At 64.5% G+C, this 21,459-nt stretch carries 21 protein-coding genes; 11 read left to right on the forward strand and 10 right to left on the reverse strand.

Going from position 1 to position 21,459, the window contains the following annotated elements; genetic code table 11:
- Window positions 1-6: 6 nt before the first annotated feature.
- From CO731_RS02395 to CO731_RS02405, 3 genes are all read left to right on the forward strand, one after another.
- Window positions 7-1,251 (forward strand): Gfo/Idh/MocA family oxidoreductase, encoded by a 1,245-nt coding sequence (locus tag CO731_RS02395; RefSeq protein WP_108605792.1) that lies wholly within the window; start codon window positions 7-9, stop codon window positions 1,249-1,251.
- A gap of 65 nt (window positions 1,252-1,316) precedes the next feature.
- Window positions 1,317-2,222 (forward strand): carbohydrate kinase family protein, encoded by a 906-nt coding sequence (locus tag CO731_RS02400; RefSeq protein ID WP_108605793.1) that lies wholly within the window; start codon window positions 1,317-1,319, stop codon window positions 2,220-2,222.
- Between the two features lie 196 nt (window positions 2,223-2,418).
- Window positions 2,419-3,288: a DUF2189 domain-containing protein gene (locus tag CO731_RS02405; RefSeq protein ID WP_108605794.1), complete on the forward strand. Its 870-nt coding sequence runs from the start codon at window positions 2,419-2,421 to the stop codon at window positions 3,286-3,288.
- Between the two features lie 62 nt (window positions 3,289-3,350).
- Here CO731_RS02405 and CO731_RS02410 read toward each other — a convergent pair whose 3' ends face one another.
- Complete coding sequence (locus tag CO731_RS02410; RefSeq protein WP_108605795.1) at window positions 3,351-4,619, reverse strand: RNA polymerase sigma factor; 1,269 nt, start codon at window positions 4,617-4,619, stop codon at window positions 3,351-3,353.
- On the reverse strand, window positions 4,616-4,990 hold the full coding sequence (locus CO731_RS02415; protein ID WP_108605796.1) for a YciI family protein: 375 nt from the start codon (window positions 4,988-4,990) through the stop codon (window positions 4,616-4,618). Before CO731_RS02415 ends, CO731_RS02410 begins: the two co-directional genes overlap by 4 nt.
- A gap of 187 nt (window positions 4,991-5,177) precedes the next feature.
- Between CO731_RS02415 and CO731_RS02420 the strand changes: the two genes are divergently transcribed.
- Window positions 5,178-6,461 (forward strand): 4-aminobutyrate--2-oxoglutarate transaminase, encoded by a 1,284-nt coding sequence (locus CO731_RS02420; RefSeq protein ID WP_108609587.1) that lies wholly within the window; start codon window positions 5,178-5,180, stop codon window positions 6,459-6,461.
- A 201-nt stretch (window positions 6,462-6,662) separates the two neighbouring features.
- Here the strand turns inward: CO731_RS02420 and CO731_RS02425 are convergent, their stop codons facing one another.
- On the reverse strand, window positions 6,663-7,895 hold the full coding sequence (locus CO731_RS02425; RefSeq protein WP_108609588.1) for an FAD-dependent oxidoreductase: 1,233 nt from the start codon (window positions 7,893-7,895) through the stop codon (window positions 6,663-6,665).
- 615 nt (window positions 7,896-8,510) lie between these two features.
- Here CO731_RS02425 and CO731_RS02430 point away from each other — a divergent pair.
- From CO731_RS02430 to CO731_RS02455, 6 genes are all read left to right on the forward strand, one after another.
- On the forward strand, window positions 8,511-9,815 hold the full coding sequence (locus CO731_RS02430; protein WP_108605797.1) for an imelysin family protein: 1,305 nt from the start codon (window positions 8,511-8,513) through the stop codon (window positions 9,813-9,815).
- Between the two features lie 74 nt (window positions 9,816-9,889).
- Window positions 9,890-10,201 carry a (2Fe-2S)-binding protein gene (locus tag CO731_RS02435; protein ID WP_108605798.1) on the forward strand — a complete coding sequence of 104 codons (312 nt, stop codon included), beginning with the start codon at window positions 9,890-9,892 and terminating at the stop codon, window positions 10,199-10,201.
- On the forward strand, window positions 10,167-10,652 hold the full coding sequence (gene bfr, locus CO731_RS02440; RefSeq protein WP_055972116.1) for a bacterioferritin: 486 nt from the start codon (window positions 10,167-10,169) through the stop codon (window positions 10,650-10,652). Before CO731_RS02435 ends, bfr begins: the two co-directional genes overlap by 35 nt.
- Window positions 10,653-10,663: 11 nt before the next feature.
- Window positions 10,664-12,280, forward strand: coding sequence for a di-heme oxidoredictase family protein (locus tag CO731_RS02445; protein ID WP_108605799.1), 1,617 nt, complete (start codon window positions 10,664-10,666; stop codon window positions 12,278-12,280).
- On the forward strand, window positions 12,280-13,353 hold the full coding sequence (locus CO731_RS02450) for an imelysin family protein (RefSeq protein ID WP_108605800.1): 1,074 nt from the start codon (window positions 12,280-12,282) through the stop codon (window positions 13,351-13,353). Before CO731_RS02445 ends, CO731_RS02450 begins: the two co-directional genes overlap by 1 nt.
- Before the next feature lie 10 nt (window positions 13,354-13,363).
- Window positions 13,364-14,473, forward strand: coding sequence for a DUF1513 domain-containing protein (locus tag CO731_RS02455; protein ID WP_108605801.1), 1,110 nt, complete (start codon window positions 13,364-13,366; stop codon window positions 14,471-14,473).
- 21 nt (window positions 14,474-14,494) lie between these two features.
- Here the strand turns inward: CO731_RS02455 and phnN are convergent, their stop codons facing one another.
- The 3 genes from phnN to CO731_RS02470 all read right to left on the reverse strand — a co-directional run bounded on the left by phnN (window position 14,495) and on the right by CO731_RS02470 (window position 18,657).
- Window positions 14,495-15,124 (reverse strand): phosphonate metabolism protein/1,5-bisphosphokinase (PRPP-forming) PhnN, encoded by a 630-nt coding sequence (gene phnN, locus CO731_RS02460; protein WP_108605802.1) that lies wholly within the window; start codon window positions 15,122-15,124, stop codon window positions 14,495-14,497.
- 709 nt (window positions 15,125-15,833) lie between these two features.
- Window positions 15,834-17,426 (reverse strand): peptide chain release factor 3, encoded by a 1,593-nt coding sequence (locus CO731_RS02465; RefSeq protein ID WP_108605803.1) that lies wholly within the window; start codon window positions 17,424-17,426, stop codon window positions 15,834-15,836.
- Between the two features lie 124 nt (window positions 17,427-17,550).
- Entirely contained in the window at window positions 17,551-18,657 is a 1,107-nt protein-coding gene (locus tag CO731_RS02470; RefSeq protein ID WP_108605804.1) for a DNA alkylation repair protein, read from the reverse strand.
- A gap of 249 nt (window positions 18,658-18,906) precedes the next feature.
- Here CO731_RS02470 and CO731_RS02475 point away from each other — a divergent pair, with 249 nt between their 5' ends.
- Window positions 18,907-19,296 carry an SRPBCC domain-containing protein gene (locus tag CO731_RS02475; protein ID WP_159091534.1) on the forward strand — a complete coding sequence of 130 codons (390 nt, stop codon included), beginning with the start codon at window positions 18,907-18,909 and terminating at the stop codon, window positions 19,294-19,296.
- A 51-nt stretch (window positions 19,297-19,347) separates the two neighbouring features.
- Here the strand turns inward: CO731_RS02475 and CO731_RS02480 are convergent, their stop codons facing one another.
- The 4 genes from CO731_RS02480 to CO731_RS02495 form a co-directional block, all read right to left on the reverse strand.
- The gene (locus CO731_RS02480; RefSeq protein ID WP_343207458.1) at window positions 19,348-19,626 is read right to left on the reverse strand and encodes a DUF1801 domain-containing protein; all 279 of its coding nucleotides are present in this window, start codon (window positions 19,624-19,626) and stop codon (window positions 19,348-19,350) included.
- Window positions 19,627-19,692: 66 nt separating this feature from the next.
- On the reverse strand, window positions 19,693-20,103 hold the full coding sequence (locus tag CO731_RS02485) for a VOC family protein (RefSeq protein WP_108605806.1): 411 nt from the start codon (window positions 20,101-20,103) through the stop codon (window positions 19,693-19,695).
- A 42-nt stretch (window positions 20,104-20,145) separates the two neighbouring features.
- A complete protein-coding gene (locus CO731_RS02490; protein ID WP_108605807.1) occupies window positions 20,146-20,541 on the reverse strand; it encodes a VOC family protein in 396 nt (131 codons plus the stop codon).
- A gap of 109 nt (window positions 20,542-20,650) precedes the next feature.
- The gene (locus CO731_RS02495; RefSeq protein WP_108605808.1) at window positions 20,651-21,430 is read right to left on the reverse strand and encodes a helix-turn-helix transcriptional regulator; all 780 of its coding nucleotides are present in this window, start codon (window positions 21,428-21,430) and stop codon (window positions 20,651-20,653) included.
- Window positions 21,431-21,459 lie beyond the last annotated feature (29 nt).

Raw genomic sequence — 21,459 nt, forward strand, 5'->3', positions numbered from 1 at the left:
TCGACCATGACCGGATTGCCCAAACAGCGGCTGCGCGTCGGCTTCGTCGGAAGCGGCTTCATCGCGGAGTTCCACCTCAGGGGCATGCTCGGCGTGCGCAATGTCGACGTCACCGGCGTCTACAGCCGTAAGGCCGAGAACCGTGCCCGCTTCGCCAACCGCGTCGCTGAACTCGGCCTCGGCGAGTGCACCAGCCACGACAGCCTGGAATCGTTGGTCAATGCCGACGATGTCGACGCGATCTGGATCCTGTCGCCCAACTACACGCGCCTCGACGTGATGCGCACGCTGCACGCAGAGGTGAAGGCAGGCCGCAGCAAGGTCATCGCGGTTGCCTGCGAAAAGCCGCTGGCCCGGACCATCGCCGAGGCGCGCGAGATGCTGCGCCTAGCCGACGACGCCGGCCTCAACCACGGCTACCTCGAAAACCAGGTGTTCTGCACGCCGGTCATCCGCGGCAAGGACATCATCTGGCGCCGCGCCGCCTCGGCCACCGGCCGGCCCTACCTGGCGCGCGCCGCGGAAGAACATTCCGGCCCGCACGAACCTTGGTTCTGGCAGGGCGACAAGCAGGGCGGCGGCGTCCTGTCCGACATGATGTGCCACAGCGTCGAGGTGGCGCGGCACCTGCTGACCAAGCCTGGTGCCGAGCGCAAGTCGCTGACCATCAAGTCGGTCAGCGGCACCGTCGCCAACCTCAAATGGACGCGGCCAAACTATGCCGACCAGTTGAAGAAGCGTTTCGGCACCGAGGTCGACTACCGCAACCGCCCGTCCGAGGATTTCGCCCGCGGCACCATCCTGCTCGAGGACGAGGACGGCAACGAGCTGGTGATCGAGGCGACGACCTCGTGGGCCTATGTCGGCGCCGGACTGCGCATCCAGCTCGAACTGCTCGGGCCGGAATACGCGATGGAGTTCAATTCGCTCAACACCGGTCTCAAGGTGTTCATGTCGCGCGAGGTCAAGGGCGCCGAAGGCGAGGACCTGGTCGAAAAGCAGAATGCCGAACAGGGCCTGATGCCGGTTCTTGAAGACGAAGCCGGCATCTACGGCTATACCGACGAGAATCGTCACATGGTGGAGTGCTTCCGCAAGGGCGAGAAGCCGATCGAAACCTTCGACGACGGGCTTGCGGTGGTCGAGATCCTGATGGGGCTCTATCGCTCTGCCGAGATCAACGGAACAGTCAGCTTCCCTGCCCCTGAACTCGAAAACTATGTGCCGGTGGTCGCGCGCACCGGCGCGTGACCGACACTGACACACGAGCGTCCGCTCCCATCGGGGCGGATGCTGCAATAGCATAGGCAGACCTTATGACCGTTCGGACGCTGCTCGTTCTCGGCAATGTCAATGTCGACCTGGTGCTCGGCGAAGTCGACGGCTGGCCGGCCGTCGGCACCGAAGTGGTCGTCGACCGTTCCGAGATGCGGCCGGGCGGCTCCGCAGGCAACACCGCACTTGCGCTGGCCGGGATGGGCGAAGCCCACCTGATGATCGCATCCGTCGGCAACGACCCGAACGGGGCGTGGCTGAGCGGACAGTTCGATGCCGCCTCGTGCGAATGGATCGTCGAGCCGTGCGACACGACGCTGACGGTCGGCATCGTCCACAAGGGCGGCGACCGGGTGTTCTTCACCACGCCGGGACATCTGCAGCGTGCCAGCCTCGAGGACCTGATCGAGCGGCTGCCCCAGGCCCCGGGCGACAATGCCCTGGCGCTCATTTCCGGCGGGCACCTGATGCCGCGCATCGAGGCCGGCACGACGACGCTCCTCGAAGCGCTGTCGGCAAAAGGCTGGCGCACCGCCATCGACCCGGGCTGGCCGCCGGTCGGCTGGACCGAGGCGAACAAGCAGCAGGTCAGCGACTGGATCGCCGCCGCCGACATCTCGCTGATCAATGCCGAAGAGGCCAAGGGGCTAGCCGGCGTCGACGATCTTGACACTGCTACCGCCCTACTCGTCCGGCAGATCGGCGCCGCGCATACGCTGGTGGTCAAGGACGGCGCGCAGGGCGCCCACGCCTATGCCGGCGGCGAGCACTTTCATGCAGCATCGCCCAGGGTCGAGGTCATCGACACCGTCGGCGCCGGCGACACCTTCAATGCCGCCTTCCTCGCTTCCCTTGCAAAGGGCGGATCGCTCGGCGCAGCGCTTGCGCGCGGCGTCGAGACGGCAGCGCGGGCGATCTCGACCTTCCCGCGGCGCTACAGCGCCTGACACGGCGCGAAGGTAGCAGCCCTGACGAACGGGTATGGCCACTGTATTCGATGACCTTGCGTGGAGCCCCGCACACGTTCGGCGAGAGTCGTCAAATCGCTCGAAGCACGTTATATTTGAGATGGTGAAGGTCGCGGTTTTGGTGTGACCACTCATGCCGAGCCCGGGCCGCGACCCACCCCAAGGAGGAGTGGTCATGGCAAGCTTCCATGTGTACGCAGGCGCCACCAATACGCTCGAGCATCCCGCCATCCGCCGGATAACGGTCGCGGATGTGTTTGATGCTCTGCGACGTGGCTTCGAAGACTTTTGGGACAAGCCGTCGCATTACGTTTTCCTGTGCCTGATCTACCCGATCGTCGGGGTGTTTCTGATCACATGGACATCGGGCGGCAACGCCCTGCAGCTCATTTTCCCGCTGATGTCGGGATTTGCCTTGCTCGGGCCATTCGCCGGCATCGGCCTTTACGAGATCAGCCGACGGCGCGAGCAAAACCTCGACACGTCCTGGAAGCATGCCTTCGATGTCAGGCAGTCGCCAGCCATTCCTGCAATGGTGGCCATCGGCATCATGCTGCTCGTGCTCTTCGTCGCCTGGCTCCTGGTCGCGCAGGGGCTGTACGGTTGGCTTTACGGGCCGGACGCCCCGCAGTCGACGGCAGCGTTCTTCAGCGATCTCTTCACCACCCAGCGTGGCTGGACGCTGATTGTGCTCGGCAATCTGATCGGATTCCTGTTCGCCCTGGTGGTGCTCTGCACCACTGTCGTCGCCTTCCCACTGCTGCTCGACTGCGATGTCGGTGCTTATGCCGCGATCGAAACCTCGGCACGGGCGGTGCGGGATAATCCGGTTCCGATGCTGCTGTGGGGCCTGATCGTCGCGGTCGCGCTGCTGATCGGGTCCGTGCCGTTCCTGGCGGGCCTCGCCATCGTCATTCCGGTGCTCGGCCACGCGACCTGGCACCTCTATCGCAAAGTCGTGGACGTCCCGGACGACAAGAAGACGCCACTGCCACCTGCTCCCGTCGAGGGGGACGATAGACACTTCCCATATTGGCTTCGCTGATAGTCGACGAAGCCAAGCCGAACAGAAGCCGCGCGGGCGATCTCGACCTGCGCGGAAACTGACTAAGCCGAGATGCCGTCGCGCGGGAGGCTCTCGGCCGACAGGCGGTCGAGATGCATGCGGATATGAGCGGCTTCGGCCGCGGTATTGGCGAGCGCGATCGCCCGGCCGAACGCCTCGCGCGCGTCCTCGGCGCGTCCGAGCTGCATCAGGAGCCCACCCTTGACGCCGAAGAAGTGGAAGTAGCCCGCGAGCTTGGGCTCCAGCGGCTCGATCAGCTTCAGCGCCGCTTCCGGGCCGCGCAGCTTGGCATAGGCAACAGCCCGGTTGAGCGTGACCACCGGCGACGGCGTCATCGATTCCAGCACCGAATAGAGCAGGTCGATCTCGGCCCAGTCGGTGTCCTCGGGCCGCGCGGCGCGGGCGTGCAGTGCGGCGATTGCGGCCTGGATCTGGTAGGGACCTGAGCGGCGATGGCGCATTGCCTTGTCGATCAGCGCCAGGCCCTCGTCGATCAGCGCCCGGTTCCACAGGCTGCGGTCCTGGTCGTCCATCAGCACCAGTTCGCCCTCGGCATCGAAGCGGGCGGCGGCGCGCGCGTGCTGGAGAAGCAGCAGCGCCGTCAGGCCCATCACCTCCGGTTCGGTCTGGAACAGGCGCAGCAGCAGCCGCGCCAGCCTGATCGCCTCCTCGCAGAGCGGGGCGCGGTTGGCGATCTCGGTCGCACCTGCCGAATAACCTTCGTTGAAGACGAGATAGACCATGGCAAGCACCGCAGCCAGCCGCTCCGAGCGCTCGACCGGCCCTGGCGCCTCGAACGGCACATCGGCATTGGCGATGCGCGCCTTGGCGCGGGTGATGCGCTGTTCCATGGCACTCTCCCCGACCAGGAAGGCGCGGGCGATCTGCTTGACCGGGATGCCCGAGACGATACGCAGGGCGAGCGCAATCTGCTGGGTCGCCGGCAGGTCGGGATGGCAGCAGATGAACAGCAGCCGCAGGATGTCGTCGCGGTAATGTGCGCCGTCGAGGCGTTCGACGACAGCACCCTCGACGTCTTCCAGGTCGGAGACGGTTTCCTCCGGCGGCATCGGTGCCTGCTTGTTGCGGCGGCGGGCGGCATCGATGCCGGAGTTGCGGCCGACGAAGATCAGCCAGGCGGCCGGATCACGTGGCGGACCGTTCTTCGGCCAGTTGCGCAGCGCGCGCAGGCAGGCCTCCTGGAACGCTTCTTCGGCGGTGTCGAGATCGCGGAAGTAGCGCAGTAGGGCCGCCACGGCCTGGGGCCGTGCCGAAGACAGTGCCGTGTTGATCCAGGCCGGGTCGGTCATACAGCCTCTCGTGCGGGAAAATAGGCGCCGATCGGGCGCAGTTCATAAGAGCCGCCGCCGGGATTGGCATCGGCAAGCTCCTTGGCGACATCGACGGCATCGTCGAGGGTGGCGCATTCGACCACGTAGAAGCCGAGGAACTGCTCCTTGGTTTCGGCAAAGGGGCCGTCGATGACCAGCGGCTCGTCCTTGGTCTTGCGCAAGGTGGTGGCGGCGGTCGTCGGCAAAAGGCGCGCGACCGGACCGAGGCGGCCTTGCTTGGCCAGCTTTTCGGTCACCACCTGAAGGCGCGCCATCACCTCGTCGTCCTGCTCCTTGGACCAGGCACAGACCACGTCTTCGTTGTTGTAGCAGAGGATCGCGTAGAGCATCGATTCAGTTCCTTCATGACTAGGACGCGCGAGTATGCGCAATTCCGACATGGCGTCGGCAATTTTTTTGCTGCCATCGGGAACCGAGGCCTTCGTCCGTCATGACGGCTTGTGAAAAACCAGGAGAGGTGCAGAAATGGCGTCGGTCTGGCGCGTGCAAGGCGCCCACAAGGTTGGAGGACGAGCGATGAAGAACGCCGAAATCTCACAACGCAAGATGCAGACCATCGCCCGCGGCGTCGGCATGACGACGCAGGTCTATGCCGACCGGGCCGAGAACTCCGAGATCTGGGACGTCGAGGGCCGCCGCTACATCGACTTCTCCTCCGGCATCGCCGTGGTCAACACCGGCCACCGCCACCCGCGCGTCATCGAAGCGGTCAAGGCGCAGCTCGACCGCTTCACCCACACCTGCCACCAGGTCGTGCCCTATGAGAGCTACGTCCGGCTCGGCGAAAGGCTCAATGCCATCGCGCCGATGAAGGGCGACAAGCGCACCGTCTTCGTCACGACAGGCGCCGAGGCGGTGGAGAACGCCATCAAGATCGCCCGCAACGCCACCGGCCGGCAGGCCGTCATCGCCTTTGCCGGCGGCTTCCACGGCCGCACCTTCATGGGCATGGCGCTGACCGGCAAGGTCCAGCCCTACAAGGCAGGCTTCGGCGCGATGCCGGGCGACGTGTTCCATGCGCCTTTCCCCGTGCCGCTGCACGGCGTGACGGTCGCCGACGCGCTGGCCGCACTTGACCGGCTGTTCAAGGCCGATGTCGATCCCGCGCGCGTCGCCGCCATCATCATCGAGCCGGTCCAGGGCGAAGGCGGCTTCTACGAGGTACCACGCGACTTCATGACGGCGCTGCGCAAGATCTGCGACCAGCACGGCATGCTTCTCATCGCCGACGAGGTGCAGACCGGCTTCGCCCGCACCGGCAAGATGTTTGCCATGGACCATCACGACGTCGCGCCCGACTTGATGACCATGGCCAAGAGCCTGGCCGGCGGCTTCCCCCTCGCCGCCGTCACCGGCCGCGCCGAGATCATGGATGCGCCCAATCCCGGCGGCCTCGGCGGCACCTATGGCGGCAGCCCGATCGGCATTGCCGCGGCGCATGCCGTGCTCGACGTGATCGAGGACGAGAAGCTGTGCGACCGCGCCAACCAGCTCGGCGCGCGGCTCAAGCAGCGGCTGGAATCGCTGCGCGACGACGTGCCCGAAATCGCCGACATCCGCGGCCCCGGCTTCATGAACGCCGTCGAGTTCAACGATGCGAAGACGAAGCTGCCCTCGGCGGATTTCGCCAATGCGGTGAGGCTCAAGGCGCTGGAAAAAGGCCTGATCCTGCTCACCTGCGGCGTCCACGGCAACGTCATCCGCTTCCTGGCGCCGATCACCATCCAGGACGAGGTGATGACCGAGGCGCTCGACATCCTCGAGGCCTCGATCCGCGAGCAAGGCAGGGCATGTCAGTAGCCCTCATGGTGAGCCTGTCGAACCACGAGGGCGCTGGGAGCCATGTCCTGCCTGCCCCAAAACCCATGGTTCGACAGGCTCACCATGAGGTTTTTTGGGGGAGCCCTTCGTTCGGCCGCCGCCAGCCACCTTCCCCCGTCGACCATGGGAGAAGATACCCAGCTTTCGACGAATTCCAGGTTGGATGGCGAGCGAAGTGCCTCAGCCCGGCGGCTGCGCAGCCAGCGCCGCCTTCAGCGCCTCGGCGCCACCCGCCACCTGCTCCGTCGTCGGCGAGAAGCCGAGGCCGAGCATCTTGCGGCCGAGCATGTGATCGGCGGGGCGGTTGACGGATTCGATCGCCGCCAGCCGGTCGCCGATGAAGTGGTAGACCGAAAAGCGGTTCTCGGCCGGGTCGCCCGACAGGATCTGCCGGTCGCTGCCGGACGTCAGTCCGACCATCTGCAGCTTCATGTCGCCGATGTCGGACCAGAACCACGGCACGGCGCTGTAGTCGCCGCCATGGCCGACGATGGTCCGGGCGGCGAGCTTCGACTGGTCGGTGGCGTTCTGCACCGATTCCAGCCGCACATCGCCACCGGTCTGCCAGTGGCGATAACTGGCATTGTCGCCCACCGCCAGGATGTTGGCGACGGAGCTGCGCATCGCCTGGTCGACGCGGATGCCGTTGGCGATCGCCAGGCCCGCGGTCTCGGCAAGTTCGACATTGGGCACGACGCCGATGCCGATGATGACCATCTTCGCCGGCAGCCTTTCGCCGGTCGAAGTCAGCGCCCCGGCGGCATGGCCGCCCTCGCCCTCGATGCGCTCGATGGTGGTCTTGAGCAGGATGCGGACGCCCGACGCCTCAAGCCGCTGGCGCACATGCTCAGCAATCAGCGGAGCGACGGCGCGGCCGAGCAGCCGGTCGAGCGCCTCGACCACGGTGACGCGACGCCCGCCGGCGGCGAGCGTGGCTGCGATCTCCAGGCCGATGAAACCGCCACCGATGACGACGACGTCCTCGCAGGCAGCGCTATGGTCGCGGATCAGCCGCGCGTCGGCAACCGAGCGCAAGGACAGCACGCCGGCAAGATCGGCGCCCGGCAAGGGCAGGATGCGCGGCCGCGAGCCGGTGGCAAGGATCAGGTGGTCGTAGGCGAGGCTCTCGCCGCCAGCGAGCGCCAGGCTGTTGGCACCGGCGTCGATGCGCTCCACCAGCGTTCCCGGGCGGAAATCGATGGTGTGGCCAGTATAGAAGACCTCGCCGCGCAGCGGCTGCGGCTGGGCCGCCGGATCCTTGATGAAGGTCTTGGACAGCGGCGGCTTGTGGTAGGGCAGTTCCTTCTCGTCGCCGAGCAGGATGACCGGACCGTCATAGCCCTCCTCGCGCAAGCTGGCGGCGGCCTGGACCCCAGCATGGCCTGCACCGACAATCACGACACCGTTCTTCATGCCCGCCTCGCTGTTGGGGATCAACCGGGGAAATGGCCGTTGGCCCGCACGGGCACAAGGGGCCAGGGGCAGATTTTGGGGTGACAGCCAGATGGTGGCCTGTCAAGCGCGCAAGGCGGCATTTTGCCTGCACCGGCCGCATTGCCGAGCCGCTACGCGTTGTCGCAGGCGTTGCTCGGCAGGATGCCGTCGGTCCAATGCGTCTCTCGACAAATCAACGACTTGGCTGCTTCTCGGCGCCACAAACTGGACAAAATTAGTTTAGAATAATTCTAAACTATTGATCCTGCTACGCTTTTTGCGGCTTTTGCGTTGACTTTTGCAGACGCAACGCTTTTATGAAGCCGTGCTTTACCGCGCCTGTCTTTGATGTCTGGGCCTTTAACCCTTTCGATTGGAGCCTACCGGGTGCCTGCCTTCGTCGAACCGTGCCACGGCACGGCTGTTTGCAGCATGGTCTTGCCGAGCCCGGAGCGGGCTTCAAACCGTGCGCATGTCCGAAGCCCGGCCACCCCTGAGCTTTCATTCGAATCCATGCCGCCGATGCAGCAAGTGGCTGTCGGCACACGATATTCCGGCGCGCGTCAGCGCCATCTGGTTCACTGAGGAGAGACCATGCCTGCATCCATCTCGCGCAACCGGCACTTCGGCAGGCTTGCCGCCATTGCGGCGACGAGCGCGCTGACCGCCGCGATCTTCGTGCTGCCGGCGAAGGCCGAGACCGACGCCAAGGCCGTGCTCGCCACCTATTCCGACATCGCACTGGCCAAATACGAGGACTCGCTGACATCAGCCAAGGCACTCGACGCCGCGGTCGAGGCGCTGATAGCCAAGCCGTCGGCGGAAACGCTCACTGTGGCGCGCGAAGCTTGGAAGGCTGCCCGCATCCCCTACCAGCAGACGGAAGTCTACCGTTTCGGCAATTCCATCGTCGACGACTGGGAAGGCCGCGTGAACGCCTGGCCGCTCGACGAAGGCCTGATCGACTATGTCGACAAGGCCTACGGCACCGAATCCGACGAGAACAAGCTCTACACTGCCAACGTGATCGCCAACCCGTCGATCGAGATCAACGGCCAGAAGGTCGATGCCTCGAAGATCACGCCTGAATTCCTGTCCGGCACGCTGCAGGAGGCCGGCGACATCGAGGCCAACGTCGCCAGCGGCTACCACGCCATCGAATTCCTGCTCTGGGGCCAGGACCTCAACGGCACCGGCCCCGGTGCCGGCAACCGCCCCTACACCGACTACGACACGGCCAACTGCACCGGCGGCAATTGCGACCGCCGCGGCCAGTATCTCGCGGCCGCAAGCGACCTCCTGGTCGCCGATCTCGAAGAGATGGTCGGCAACTGGAAGGCCGACGGTGCCGCGCGCAAGGCGCTGCTCGACGGCGAGGCCAATGCCGGCATCTCGACCATCCTGACCGGCATGGGCTCGCTGTCCTACGGCGAACTGGCCGGCGAACGCATGAAGCTCGGCCTGCTGCTGCACGATCCGGAGGAAGAGCACGACTGCTTCTCCGACAACACGCACATCTCGCATCTCTACGACGCGGTCGGCATCCGCAACGCCTATCACGGCAGCTACAAGCGCATCGACGGTTCGACCGTCGAGGGACCGTCGGTCTCCGACATGGTCAAGGCAGCCGACGCCGCCATCGACACCGAACTGTCCGGCAAGCTGGACGCCACGGTTGCCAAGATGGAAGCGATCCAGGCTCGTGCCGTCGGCGGCGAGGCCTACGACCAGCAGATCGGCGAAGGCAATGCCGAGGGCAACGCCACCGTCCAGGCGGCAATCGACGCTCTTGTCGACCAGACCAAGTCGATCGAGCGCGCCGTGGCGACGCTCAAGCTCGATGCCATCGCCTTCGAGGGCTCGGACAGCCTCGACGCTCCGGACAAGGTCTTCCAGTGAGCGCCTGCCGTACCTAGATAATTCAAGCCACGCGGCGCGCACGATGCGCGCCGCCAGCCATCCCAGAGCAAGTCATGCTGATCTGCCATTGCAACCTGATCACCCAAAGGGAGATCGAAGATACGATCATAGAACTCCTGGACAGGGATCCGTGGTCCCTGATCGTGCCGGCAAAGGTCTATCACACGCTGCAAAAGCGCGGGCGCTGTTGCGGCTGCTTTCCAAATGTGGTCGAAACGATCATTCGGGTAACCGAAGCCTATCACGCTCGTACTGAGGCGAGTGGGGTGGATATCGTTTCTCACATGGATCGTGTGAGAGAGTTGCGGGTCCAATTCGGGAGTAGGATCAATGAAGGGCGAAAAACAGGTCATCGAGCGGCTTAACGAAGCGCTTTTCCTCGAACTCGGCGCGGTCAACCAATATTGGGTGCACTACCGCCTGCTCGAAGACTGGGGCTACGGCAAGCTGGCCAAGAAGGAACGCGAGGAATCGATCGAGGAGATGCACCACGCCGACAAGCTTGTCGCGCGCATCATTTTCCTCGAAGGTCACCCCAACCTGCAGTCCTTGGCCCCCTTGCGCATCGGCCAGAACGTCAAGGAAGTGCTCGAGAGCGATCTTGCCGGCGAATATGACGCCCGCACCTCCTACAAGAAATCACGGGACGTCTGCTCCCAGCACGGCGACTACGTATCCATGAAGCTCTTCGAGGAGCTGCTTGCCGACGAGGAAGGCCATATCGACTTCCTGGAGACGCAGTTGCAGCTGCTCAACGAGATCGGCGAAGAGAAGTACGGCCAGCTCAACGCCGAGACAGCTGACAAGGCCGAATAGGACATGCCGGAATGCGGCGCACTTTTCTGACTACGCGCCGCAAGCTGCCGGGTGCAGCTGTCAGCACCAAACAAGCCAACGAGACGCGAAGCGCCAAGGCGCTTCGCACCGTTGTTGCCTCGGGCCTGATCCTGATCGCCGCGGCCGTACCTTCGGCCGCGGGCGAACAGGTTTCGCCCGGTCTGGCCACCGAACGCCACGACCTCAATCCCAAGGATAAGGCGCGCGTCGATAGGGTCGTCAGGCCGACGACCGACTTTTCCAGGCCCGAGCAGTTCGAGCTGATGCAGGGCGGCGCCGGCACCTCGGAGAAGCGCGTCAACCAGGACGCATTCTCGCATTCTTCCGCCAACATCACCTTCGAGGAAGAGGGCACCTTCAAGCTCGGCAACGGCATGTTCCGCAAGCTCTGGGTGTCGTCGCCATCCTCGACGCAGGCTTCCGACGGCCTCGGCCCGCTGTTCAATGCGCGCGCCTGCCAGAGCTGCCACCTGAAGGACGGCCGCGGCCATCCGCCGGAGGGCAATGTCGATGCCACCTCGATGTTCCTGAGGCTGGCACGCCCGGCCGAGACGGAGGAGGAAAAAGCCGCGCTGGCCGAGCGCAAGGTGCTGAACTTCCCCGACCCGGTCTATGGCGGCCAGTTCCAGGACCTGGCCGTGCCTGGGCTCAGGGGCGAAGGCCGGATGGTCATTTCCTACCAGCAGTTCCCGGTCGAGCTGGCCGGCGGCACCAAGATGGTGCTGCGCTGGCCGAGCTATTCGGTGTCCGACCTCGGCTACGGTCCGATGGACCCCAAGACGACGCTGTCGCCGCGCGTCACGCCGCAGATGATCGGCCTCGGGCTCGTCGAGCAGATCCACCCCGCCGACATCCTTGCCAACGCCGATCCCGACGACAAGGACGGCGACGGCATCTCCGGCAGGCCCTCCATCGTCCGCGACCACAAGACCGGCGAACTGACACTTGGCCGCTTCGGCTGGAAGGCATCGGCGCCGTCGATCCGGCAGCAGTCGGCCGACGCGTTCGCCGGCGACATCGGCATCTCGACGCCCGACGTGCCGCGCCACTGGGGCGATTGCACCAAGGCGCAAGGCGACTGCCTGGCCATGCCCAATGGCGTGCAGGACAGGCTGGGGCCTGCAGAGGCGCCCGACCCGATCATGAACCTCGTCACCTTCTATTCGCAGAACCTCGCCGTGCCGGCGCGCCGCGACATCGACAAGCCGGAGGTGCTGCGCGGCAAGCAGATGTTCTACGAGGCGGGCTGCGCGTCCTGCCACATGCCGAAATTCGTCACCCGGCGCGACACGCCAAACAAGGCGCAGGCCTTCCAGCTGATCTGGCCCTATTCCGACTTCCTGCTGCACGACATGGGCGAGGATCTCGCCGACGGCCAGCAGGTCGGCGACGCCACCGGCAGGGAATGGCGCACGCCGCCGCTGTGGGGCATCGGGCTGACGCGGACCGTCAACGGCCACACTTTCTTCCTGCATGACGGGCGGGCGCGGAACCTGACCGAAGCCATCCTGTGGCACGCCGGCGAAGGACAGGCCGCCCGCGACCGCTTCGCAGCCTTGCCTGCTTCCGACCGTGACGCCCTGATCAAATTCCTGGAGTCGCTCTGATGGCTAGGATTGTCCTCGCAGCATCCCTCGCGCTTTTCGTCGCCCTGCCTGCGGCCCAGGCTAACGAAGCTTCGGACAAGGTGATCTCAGGCGCCATCGAGGGTTTCATCCGGCCCGCCTATGGCAAGCTGGTCGAGGCGACCGGAACCCTTGGCAAGTCGCTGGCTACGCTCTGCGCGGCGCCGTCGGACGGCAATCTGGATGCCGCACGCGCACAGTTCTCGGCAACCACGGCCACATGGTCGCAAATCGAAATTATCCGCTTCGGCCCGATCACCGAGCAGAACCGGCTCGAACGCATCCTGTTCTGGCCGGACCGCAAGGGCACCGGCCTCAAGCAGGTACAGGCGGCGCTGGCCGACAAGGACGAAACGGCGACCGACGCGGCCAGGCTGGCACAGAAGAGCGTCGCCATGCAGGGCCTTGGCGCGCTGGAGTTCGTGCTGTTCGGCACGGGCGCCGACGAGCTCACCGGGGCCGAAGGCGCCTATCGCTGCGCCTATGGCAAGGCGATCTCTGGCAACATCGGCTCGATAGCCTCCGAGGTCGATGCCGCGTGGCGCGACGACAAGGGTTTCGTCGCCCAATGGAAGCATCCGGGCGCCGAAAACCCGCTCTACCGCGATGCGACCGAAGCGGTCACCGAATTGCTCGAAGTCTATGTCAACGGGCTCGAACTGGTGCGCGACGTGCGCGTCAACGGCTTCCTCGGCGAGGAGGCAAAAGCCGACAAGCCGAAACAGGCGCTCTACTGGCGCTCGCAAGGCACTGCTGCTTCGCTCGGCGGCAACATATCAGGCATGAAGGCGCTGTTCGACGCCTCGAAGTTCGGCAGCCTGCTATCCGACGATTCCCAGTGGGTTGCCCAGTCGATCGAATTCGAGTTCGCCAACGCGCAGAACGCTGTGGCTGCGGTCTCCGGCCCGATCGATGCCGCGCTCGCAGACGCCGAAAAGCGCGGCAAGCTCGGCTATTTCGGCGTGGTGACTTCGAGCCTGTCCGAACTGTTCGGGACGCGCCTTGCCGGCGCGCTCGGCCTCACCGCGGGCTTTTCCTCTCTCGACGGCGACTGAGGGTTCGGCGATGCGCACGCCCCTGTTCGATCGCCGCGACTTCCTCAAGGCCGCAGGTACGTCCTTCCTGATGGCGCTCGCCCCGATGAAACGTGCGCTGGCGCTCGACACCGACGCTATGTTCGCCACTGCTTACCAAGCACGCTCAGGCGAATACGGCGTCGCAGTGCTGTCGGAGGCCGGCAAGATCCTGCACAGCGTGGCCCTGCCCGAGCGCGGCCACGACGTGACCTTCGATCCCAATTCGCGCAAGTCGGTGGTGTTTGCCCGCCAGCCGGGCACGTTCATGCTGGTGTTCGACCACACCGGCCGGGAGGAGCCGCTGACCATCCCGAGCATCGCCGGCCGCCACTATTACGGCCACGGCGTGTTCTCGCCCGACGGCGCACTGCTCTACGTGACAGAGAACGACTTCGACAACGCCGCCGGCATGGTCGGCGTCTATGACACCCGCGACGGCTTCCGCCGCCTCAGCGAGTTCCCGACCCATGGGGTGGGCCCGCACGAGCTGATCCTGCTCGGCGACGGCCGCACGCTGGCCATCTGCAACGGCGGCATCGAGACCCACCCGGATTTCGGCCGCGCCAAGCTCAACATCCCGACCATGAAGCCATCCTTCGTGCTGGTCGACCGCGTTTCCGGCGACCTCATCGAAAAGCACGAGCTGCCTGAGAAACTGCACCAGCTGTCGATCCGGCACATGGACATCGACGCCCAGGGCACCGTGTGGTTCGGCTGCCAGCACGAGGGCCCTGCCAGCGAAAAGCCGCTGCTGGTCGGACGCGCCGCGCGCGGCAAAGAGCTTGAGATGCTCGAAATGCCCGAGAGCATCTTGGGCGGCTTCCGCAACTATATCGGCTCGGTGGCGGCCAACCGCAGTGCCGGGCTGATTGCCGTCTCCTCGCCACAGGGCAACGCCTGGGCGACGATCGAGGCGAGGACTGGCAAGGTGGTGGCGAAGAACGATCTGGTCGAGGTCTGCGGCCTCGCGCCCGACGGCGACGGCTTCCTCGCCACGACCGGCGCCGGCCTTATTGTCGCGCCCGGCGGCAAGGAAACAGACGATGCGCAGCATGTCTGGGACAATCACATGCTGCGCATCAATTTGCGAAAAACGTAAGCTTATGCTTACGCAGCAAGCTTAGACAAGCCCGGAGACATCCGAATAGGCGACGGACCGGCGCAGAACGGCCAGGAACTTCTCGCCGGCAATCTCGGGCGTGCCGGAATTGTCGATCAGCACGTGGCCCGGGCCGGAGAGATCGTGCGGGGCGGTGCGGGCGAGCCGCGCCAGAACCTCGCCGCGCGACTCGCGGCCACGCGCGGCAAGACGGGTCGCGAGGATTTCGGGGGCAGCGGTGATCTCAACGACCGCTACATGGGCGTAACGCGCGCGCAGGGCCGGAATGACGCCGCGCGAGGTGTTGGCGACGACGACGTGGCCGACTGAAATCGCGTCGTCGACCGACGCCGGAATGCCGTAGCGCAGGCCATGCGCTTCCCACGACAGCGCAAAAGCGCCTGACGCCTCGGCGTCGACAAAGGCCGCATCGGCCAGCGTGTCGTGGTCTTCGGTGGCACCGTCGCTGTTGCGGGTGATGACGCGGCGGGCGAACTCGACATGGTCGTCGTCGGTCAGGCGCTCGCGGACATAGGCAATCAGCGTGTCCTTGCCGGCGCCGCTGGGACCAACGACGGCGACGAACACCCCGTTGCGTACAGGCGCGCCGACACGGGTCAATTCACGCTCGATCAATGCTGAAACCATCATGCGACGTCATATCCTCCATGCCAGACCCCCGCCCGGCGGCGCCGGGACCCTTGGCAGGCAACGGCGCATTGAACATCTCCGGTGCCGCCCTGTCACGCGCCATGGGTTGGACCACGGGCGGACGGCGGCGCTGCGATGCCAATAGGCGATTTGCATGACGGAATGACGAAACGCAACGCATCGACAGACTTGGTTGCGTTGAAGGGCTTTAGTCGCTCGACGCGGAGCGGGGCGGCTCAACATCATCAACCTCCCCGGATTGGCTTGAAACTACGGATGGCGCCCGCCGCCGCATTTCGGTTTCGAATTCCTGGACCGTGATGATGCCCTCATTGACCCAGGCGCGCAGCCAGCTTTCCTCCACCTGTTCCAGTGGAATCGTATTCCTGCTTTTCAATTCCGTTCATTTGCCTCCACCGGCGCTGGCCCGTGCTTCGCACCCGCCGAAGGCAGTGACCCGCCCTTCGCAAGCTCGCTCTAATCTATGAGCGCTATGGACATTCGTTGGGCGCTGCAACCCGACCTATATAATCGAATATATATTCCAGTAATTTAATAGAATAGGCCAGTAGAAAATTCCGGCTCAAATGTCGCCATTGGGCGAAACCAAATACTCTCGATGGCAGCATGAATATATGTCGGGTGTGGTCACGCAAATGCACCCGCCAGCCTTGGCCAGCGGGCTCACCAGAAGGCGGCAAAGTCTCGGCTACGCCACCTTGTCGCGGACCTGATAGTCCTTGATGGCGGCGAAGCGGATCATCTTCCAGCGCTCGGCCTCGTAGTTGAGCGAGAACTCGTGCTGGGCGAGGAACACCGGATCGTTGTCGAGATCGCGGGCGATGTCGCCGCGATGGCTTTCGATGAAGCGATGCAGGTCGGCCGCATCGTCGGCATCGATCCAGCGGCAGATCGAAAACCGCGCCATCTCGAAATCGACAGGCAGCGTGTATTCGACAGACAGCCGCTCCTTGAGCACGTCGATCTGCAGCGCGCCGACGACGCCGACGATGGCAGGCGAGCCGTCCTCCGGCTGGAACAGCTGGACGACGCCCTCTTCGGCCATCTGGTGCAGCGCTTCCTTGAGCTTCTTGGCCTTCATCGCGTCGCCCAGGCGCACGCGGCGCAGGATTTCCGGCGCAAAGTTGGGCACGCCGCGGAACAGGATGTCCTCGCCCTCGGTCAGCGTGTCACCGATGCGCAGCGTGCCGTGATTGGGAATGCCGACCACGTCGCCGGCATAGGCCTCGTCGGCGGTGATGCGCGAACGGGCGAAGAAGAACTGCGGCGCCGACAGGCTCATCGGCTTGCCGGTGCGCACGAGCTTGGCCTTCATGCCGCGCTTGAGCTCGCCCGAGCAGACGCGGACAAAGGCGATGCGGTCTCGGTGGTTGGGGTCCATGTTGGCCTGGATCTTGAAGACGAAGGACGTCATCTTCTCCTCCGTCGCCTCGACCTTGCGCGTGTCGGCCTCCTGGGCGCGTGGTGCCGGGCCGAATTCGCCCAGCGCCTCGATCAGGTCGCGGACGCCGAAATTGCGCAGCGCCGAGCCGAAATAGACCGGCGTCAGGTGGCCTTCGCGGAACGCCTGGAGATCGAAGGGCCGGCAGGCCTCGCGGGCCAGTTCCAGCTCCTCGATGAAGGCGGGGCGATCGTTGTCGGGCAGAAGGCCGGCGGCGCGGTTGGAATCGGGGCCATGGACCTCGGTGCGCTCCTTCTCGTCGTCGCCGCGGCGCACCGCGTTCTGGGCGAGGTGGTAGGTGCCGGCAAAGGTCTTGCCCTGGCCGATTGGCCAGGTGATCGGAGCGGTGTCGAGCGCCAGCTTCTCCTCGATCTCGTCGAGGACCTCGAAGGTGTTGCGCGCCTCGCGGTCCATCTTGTTGACGAAGGTGATGATCGGGATGTCGCGCAGGCGGCAGACCTCGAACAGCTTCAGCGTGCGCGGCTCGATGCCCTTGGCGGCGTCGATGACCATGACGGCCGAGTCAACCGCCGAAAGTGTGCGATAGGTGTCGTCAGCGAAGTCCTCGTGGCCGGGCGTGTCGAGCAGGTTGAAGACGTTGTCGCCATATTCGAAGGTCATCACCGAGGTGACGACCGAGATGCCGCGCTCGCGCTCGATCTTCATCCAGTCGGAGCGGGTCTGGATCTTGTCCTTCTTGGCCTTGACCTCGCCGGCGAGCTGGATCGCGCCGCCGAACAGCAGCAGCTTTTCGGTCAGCGTCGTCTTGCCGGCGTCAGGGTGCGCGATGATCGCGAAGGTGCGGCGGCGCGCCACCGCCTTTTCGATGTCTTCAGCCATCGGGGATTCCTTGTGATGGCGGGCTTCTAACAGCCGATGCCGCGCCTGTCGAGGAATTGGAACGATGCGTCGATGTCCTCCCCCTCATGGGGGAGGGAGGCGTAGGCGTCGCGCCTAGCGCAGGTCAGCCCCTCAACTCAAACCCACCCTCGGCCACCGTCTCGCCATTGACGATCAGTTCTACCAGATGGTGGCCGGGATAATGCTTGCGCGTGGTGAAGTCGCGCACCGCCTGGCTGATCGAAAGCTCCTTCTGGCCGCCCGGCGCCAGGTTGATTTCCTTGAGCTTGAACACCTTCTTCGAGCTGCCGCCGCTTTTCTTGACGTAGTGGACGGCATAGTCGACCACCAGCTGCTGGACCGTCTCGGCGGTCGAGGCGATGCTGGCCTTGAGCGTGATGCGGCCGCCGAGCAGGATGGCAGCCGGCTGGATCGCAAAGGTGTCGACACGCACCATCGGCTTGCCCGTCGTACCGATCGCGCCAAGCGCCCGCGCGTCACCCTTCTTGATCATCGTGCGCAGCGCATGCTTGACGATCCAGGCAGTGTTCCTGTCGTCCATGTCCCAGCCTGAGACGCGGTCGATGACCTTGTCGGGGTGATCCTTGGAAATGTCGTTGAGGTGGTTGGCCACCGACTTGCGCACATAGAGGCTCGGGTCGCTCCTGAGCGCCTCGAGGATCGGCGCCGTCGGCGACGGATCCTTGATCAGTTGCTTGAGCTGGAACGACCACGGCAGCCGCGGGCGCGAACCCTCGCTGGCCAGGCGTCGCACATGCTCGTTGTCGTCGAGCGCCCAGCCATGCATCACCTCAAGCGTCCTGTCGAAATCCTTGGCCAGGAAATGACGGATGGCGAACTCGGCCGAACCGAAGCGGGTGAAGGAGCTCAGCGCCTGCATCGACAGATCGAAGTGGCCCTTGCCGTACAGTGCGACATATTCGGAAAGCACGATCGAGGCGAAGCCATGCTGGATGCGCGGCGCCAGTTCGTGCAGCACTTCGATCGCGTGCTCGAAGCCGCCGGGCAGGCTGCCATGCAAGCTCGTTGCCGTCTGGCGCAAACGCTGCATGATACCGAGTTCATCGAGGTTCTCGGTCGCCAGGGAAAGGAATTTTTCCGCATCGAAAGCAGGCGAGATGGAGGCCGTTTCGTCAGCGATATGGCGAAGCCGGTCCCGATCGAAAATCTCCTTGAGCGCCGGGGCGGCTTGCGTCTGGTCTTCCATCATCGGTTTCGTCCCTGTTCAGCGCCCCCGCGCCGACCCTTGTGCGTCCGTCCGGACGCACGGGCTCTGCGCAAATACGAACCGAACCGCGAAACTGCAAACAATCTCCTGCCAAGGGTCTGTCAGGAGATTTTGAAACGCCGCTGCGTCGAGACCGCATGTTGCCGTTGACGGTTGTGCCCGACAGGCGGAAAATATTCTTGGATGGTCGATGAACAGGACGCCGCTTCCTCGACAATCAGGGAGGTCGCCATGACCATTCACCAGGAAGTGCATCTCAAGGGCACGCCAAAGGACATCTACGACCTGCTTCTCAACTCCGCCCGGTTCCAGGCGATGACGGGCGGGCGATCGGCCCATATCTCGACGCATGAGGGCGGCGAGGTGTCGATCTTCGGTGGCGACATCGAGGCCCGCAACATCGAGCTCGTGCCCAACCGCCGCATCGTCCAGACATGGCGTTCGCGCGCGTGGCCCGAAGGCATCTTTTCGATCGTGCGCTTTGAGCTGCAGGCCGACGGCACGGGAACCAGGCTTGTGTTCGACCAGAGCGGCTACCCCAGGTCGACGCACGCCATGCTCGATGAAGGCTGGACGAAGATGTACTGGGAGCCGATGAACAAGGCACTGACGCATCATTGAGTGAGCCAGAGTAGCGTCGCTCAGGTCCACCGACCGATGGTGCAAGCGACATCACGCATCCGCAGCCTGGCGCGCCAGTTCGACATACTCTGCCACATGCCGGTCCTGAATATCCGGAACCGCAAAGAGCTTGATGTGGCGCCGCAGCTTGCCTTGCCCCTGGAGCAGACGGTACCTATCCGGCAAGGACGCACCTGCGCTGAACTCCAGCGTGACGTGACCGGCATATGGGAAGACACCGCAAAACGCCGCCCGCGACGAAAACAGGATGCCGCCGTACTTGATCTCCTCGGCGATGGACGGAGCGGACTGCAGCACGATCTCGCGCAGCGCGACACCATTGCGAAGTGGTCTGCGTGACGGTCGCGCAGATCGTCGAGGAACGCCTGGATGCGACTACCGGTCATGGGCAACTCGTGGCGCGTAAAATTGCCTGAACTCGGCAGATGGCTCCCGATTGGAGTAGATGTAGAGCGCGATGCCATTGGGGTCCTGGATCGCGAAGCCACGATCACCCCAAGAATGGTCCTCGATTGGCATGACAGGCACGAGCCCGGCCTCCGTCATCAGCCGATGCGCGTCATCGACGTCTTCAACGCAGAAATTGTAGGTCAGCCCCGCCGTATTGCATAAGGGCTGGTCCCCCTGCGGCTCCATGAACTGCAGTGACAGGCCTTCTCCAAATTCAAGGCTGACAAACCATCCGCAATCGAAAGCGGGGCGCGCGCCGAAATGCCTGATGTAAAATTCGCGCGTCTCGGCGACGCGTTTCGTCGTGATGCAAGGAGATGCAGTTGTCGGACGCATCCGTCGGCCTCTTCTAAGGTGTCGATTGGTTGTGCGGGAGGGTCAGTCCGGCATGGCCGAGGCAATCTCGACGAGGCAACCATTGAGATCGCGGACATAACCAACAATCTGCCCCCACGGCTTGTTTTCCGGTGGCTTGACCGGCGTGGCGCCGGCGGCAACCGCGTTGAGATAGGCTTCCTGGGGATCGTGAAAGATCAGCGCCAGTTCGAACCCCGCCGCCACGTCGTTCTTGCGGTTGGCGCGAATGGCCAGGCCATTCATCTCCGCCATGGCCTCGCCGGCGAAGGAGAGGGTTGTCTGGCCCGTGTCCATTTCGGCGTAGAGATTGCTCTCATGGATGAACTTGCGCGGCAGGCCAAAGGCAGCTTCGTAAAACGAGACGGTCGCCTCGACATCGGCAACATAAAGGATCGTGTAGCCAAGGCGTGCAGCCATCGAACATCTCCAGACAAGGGCCCGTGAACAGGGACCAGGGCAACGAGCCGGCCCCGCCTAGTGGCCAATCATACACCGTGCTCCAATGCGATCTTGAACAAATCGGACATCAGTCGCCCAAACTGACGAGGGTGACATCGGGAAGTCGCGCCGGCGAGAAACCTCCCATGCGACGGAACACGCGGCTCATATGCGCCTGATCCGAAAAACCCGCCTCCAGCGCGGCGCTTGCCGGGCTCAGACGGTGATCCCGAAGCAGCCGCAAGGCGCGGTGGAACTGCAGGATTGCGGCAAAGGTCTTCGGCGCAAGCCCCGTTGCCTTGAAGACGACGCGCTGCACTGTCCGTTCCGAGATAGCATGCATATCGGCGACGTCACTTATGCGCAGGCGGCCTCCGGAGGCGTGAATGGCGCTAATCACGCCGCGGCTCAGCGGCGCCGGCTTCAAGCGACTGTCGGCGGCGCGACGCCGGAGAAAACCTGTGAGGCGCTCAACGAGCTCGTTCTGGTCGCGAGCAGGCAGGCAGAGCGATTTCAGATCGGGGCATGCCGCAAGTGCGTCGGGGCCAATCAGATTGGCGTTCGTCAGTTCCGCCGGCTCGAAGCCGAGAACGGTCTCGAAACAGCCCGGTCGAAGGCGGATGCCGACAAAGCCCATGCCGGGTTCGATCGGCACATCGTAAAAACGCGTTGTCGGACCGGTGACGACTACGGCCATCTCAACGATCGGCCTTTGCTTGGCATCGAATCTGAGAATGATGTCGCAACGACCATCCGGCAAGACACGGTAGCTTCCGGCGCGATCGCTGACGGAGGTCCACACTGCCTCGACCTCTTCGCCGAGGTCGGCAAGCCGGCTCAGTTCGGTGTAGCGGGCCGACAGGGTCATTTCTCGGGCCGCTCGATCCAGTTGGTCAA

Source organism: Aminobacter sp. MSH1, assembly GCF_003071665.1.
In the GTDB taxonomy this organism is placed as follows: Bacteria; Pseudomonadota; Alphaproteobacteria; order Rhizobiales; family Rhizobiaceae; genus Aminobacter; species Aminobacter niigataensis.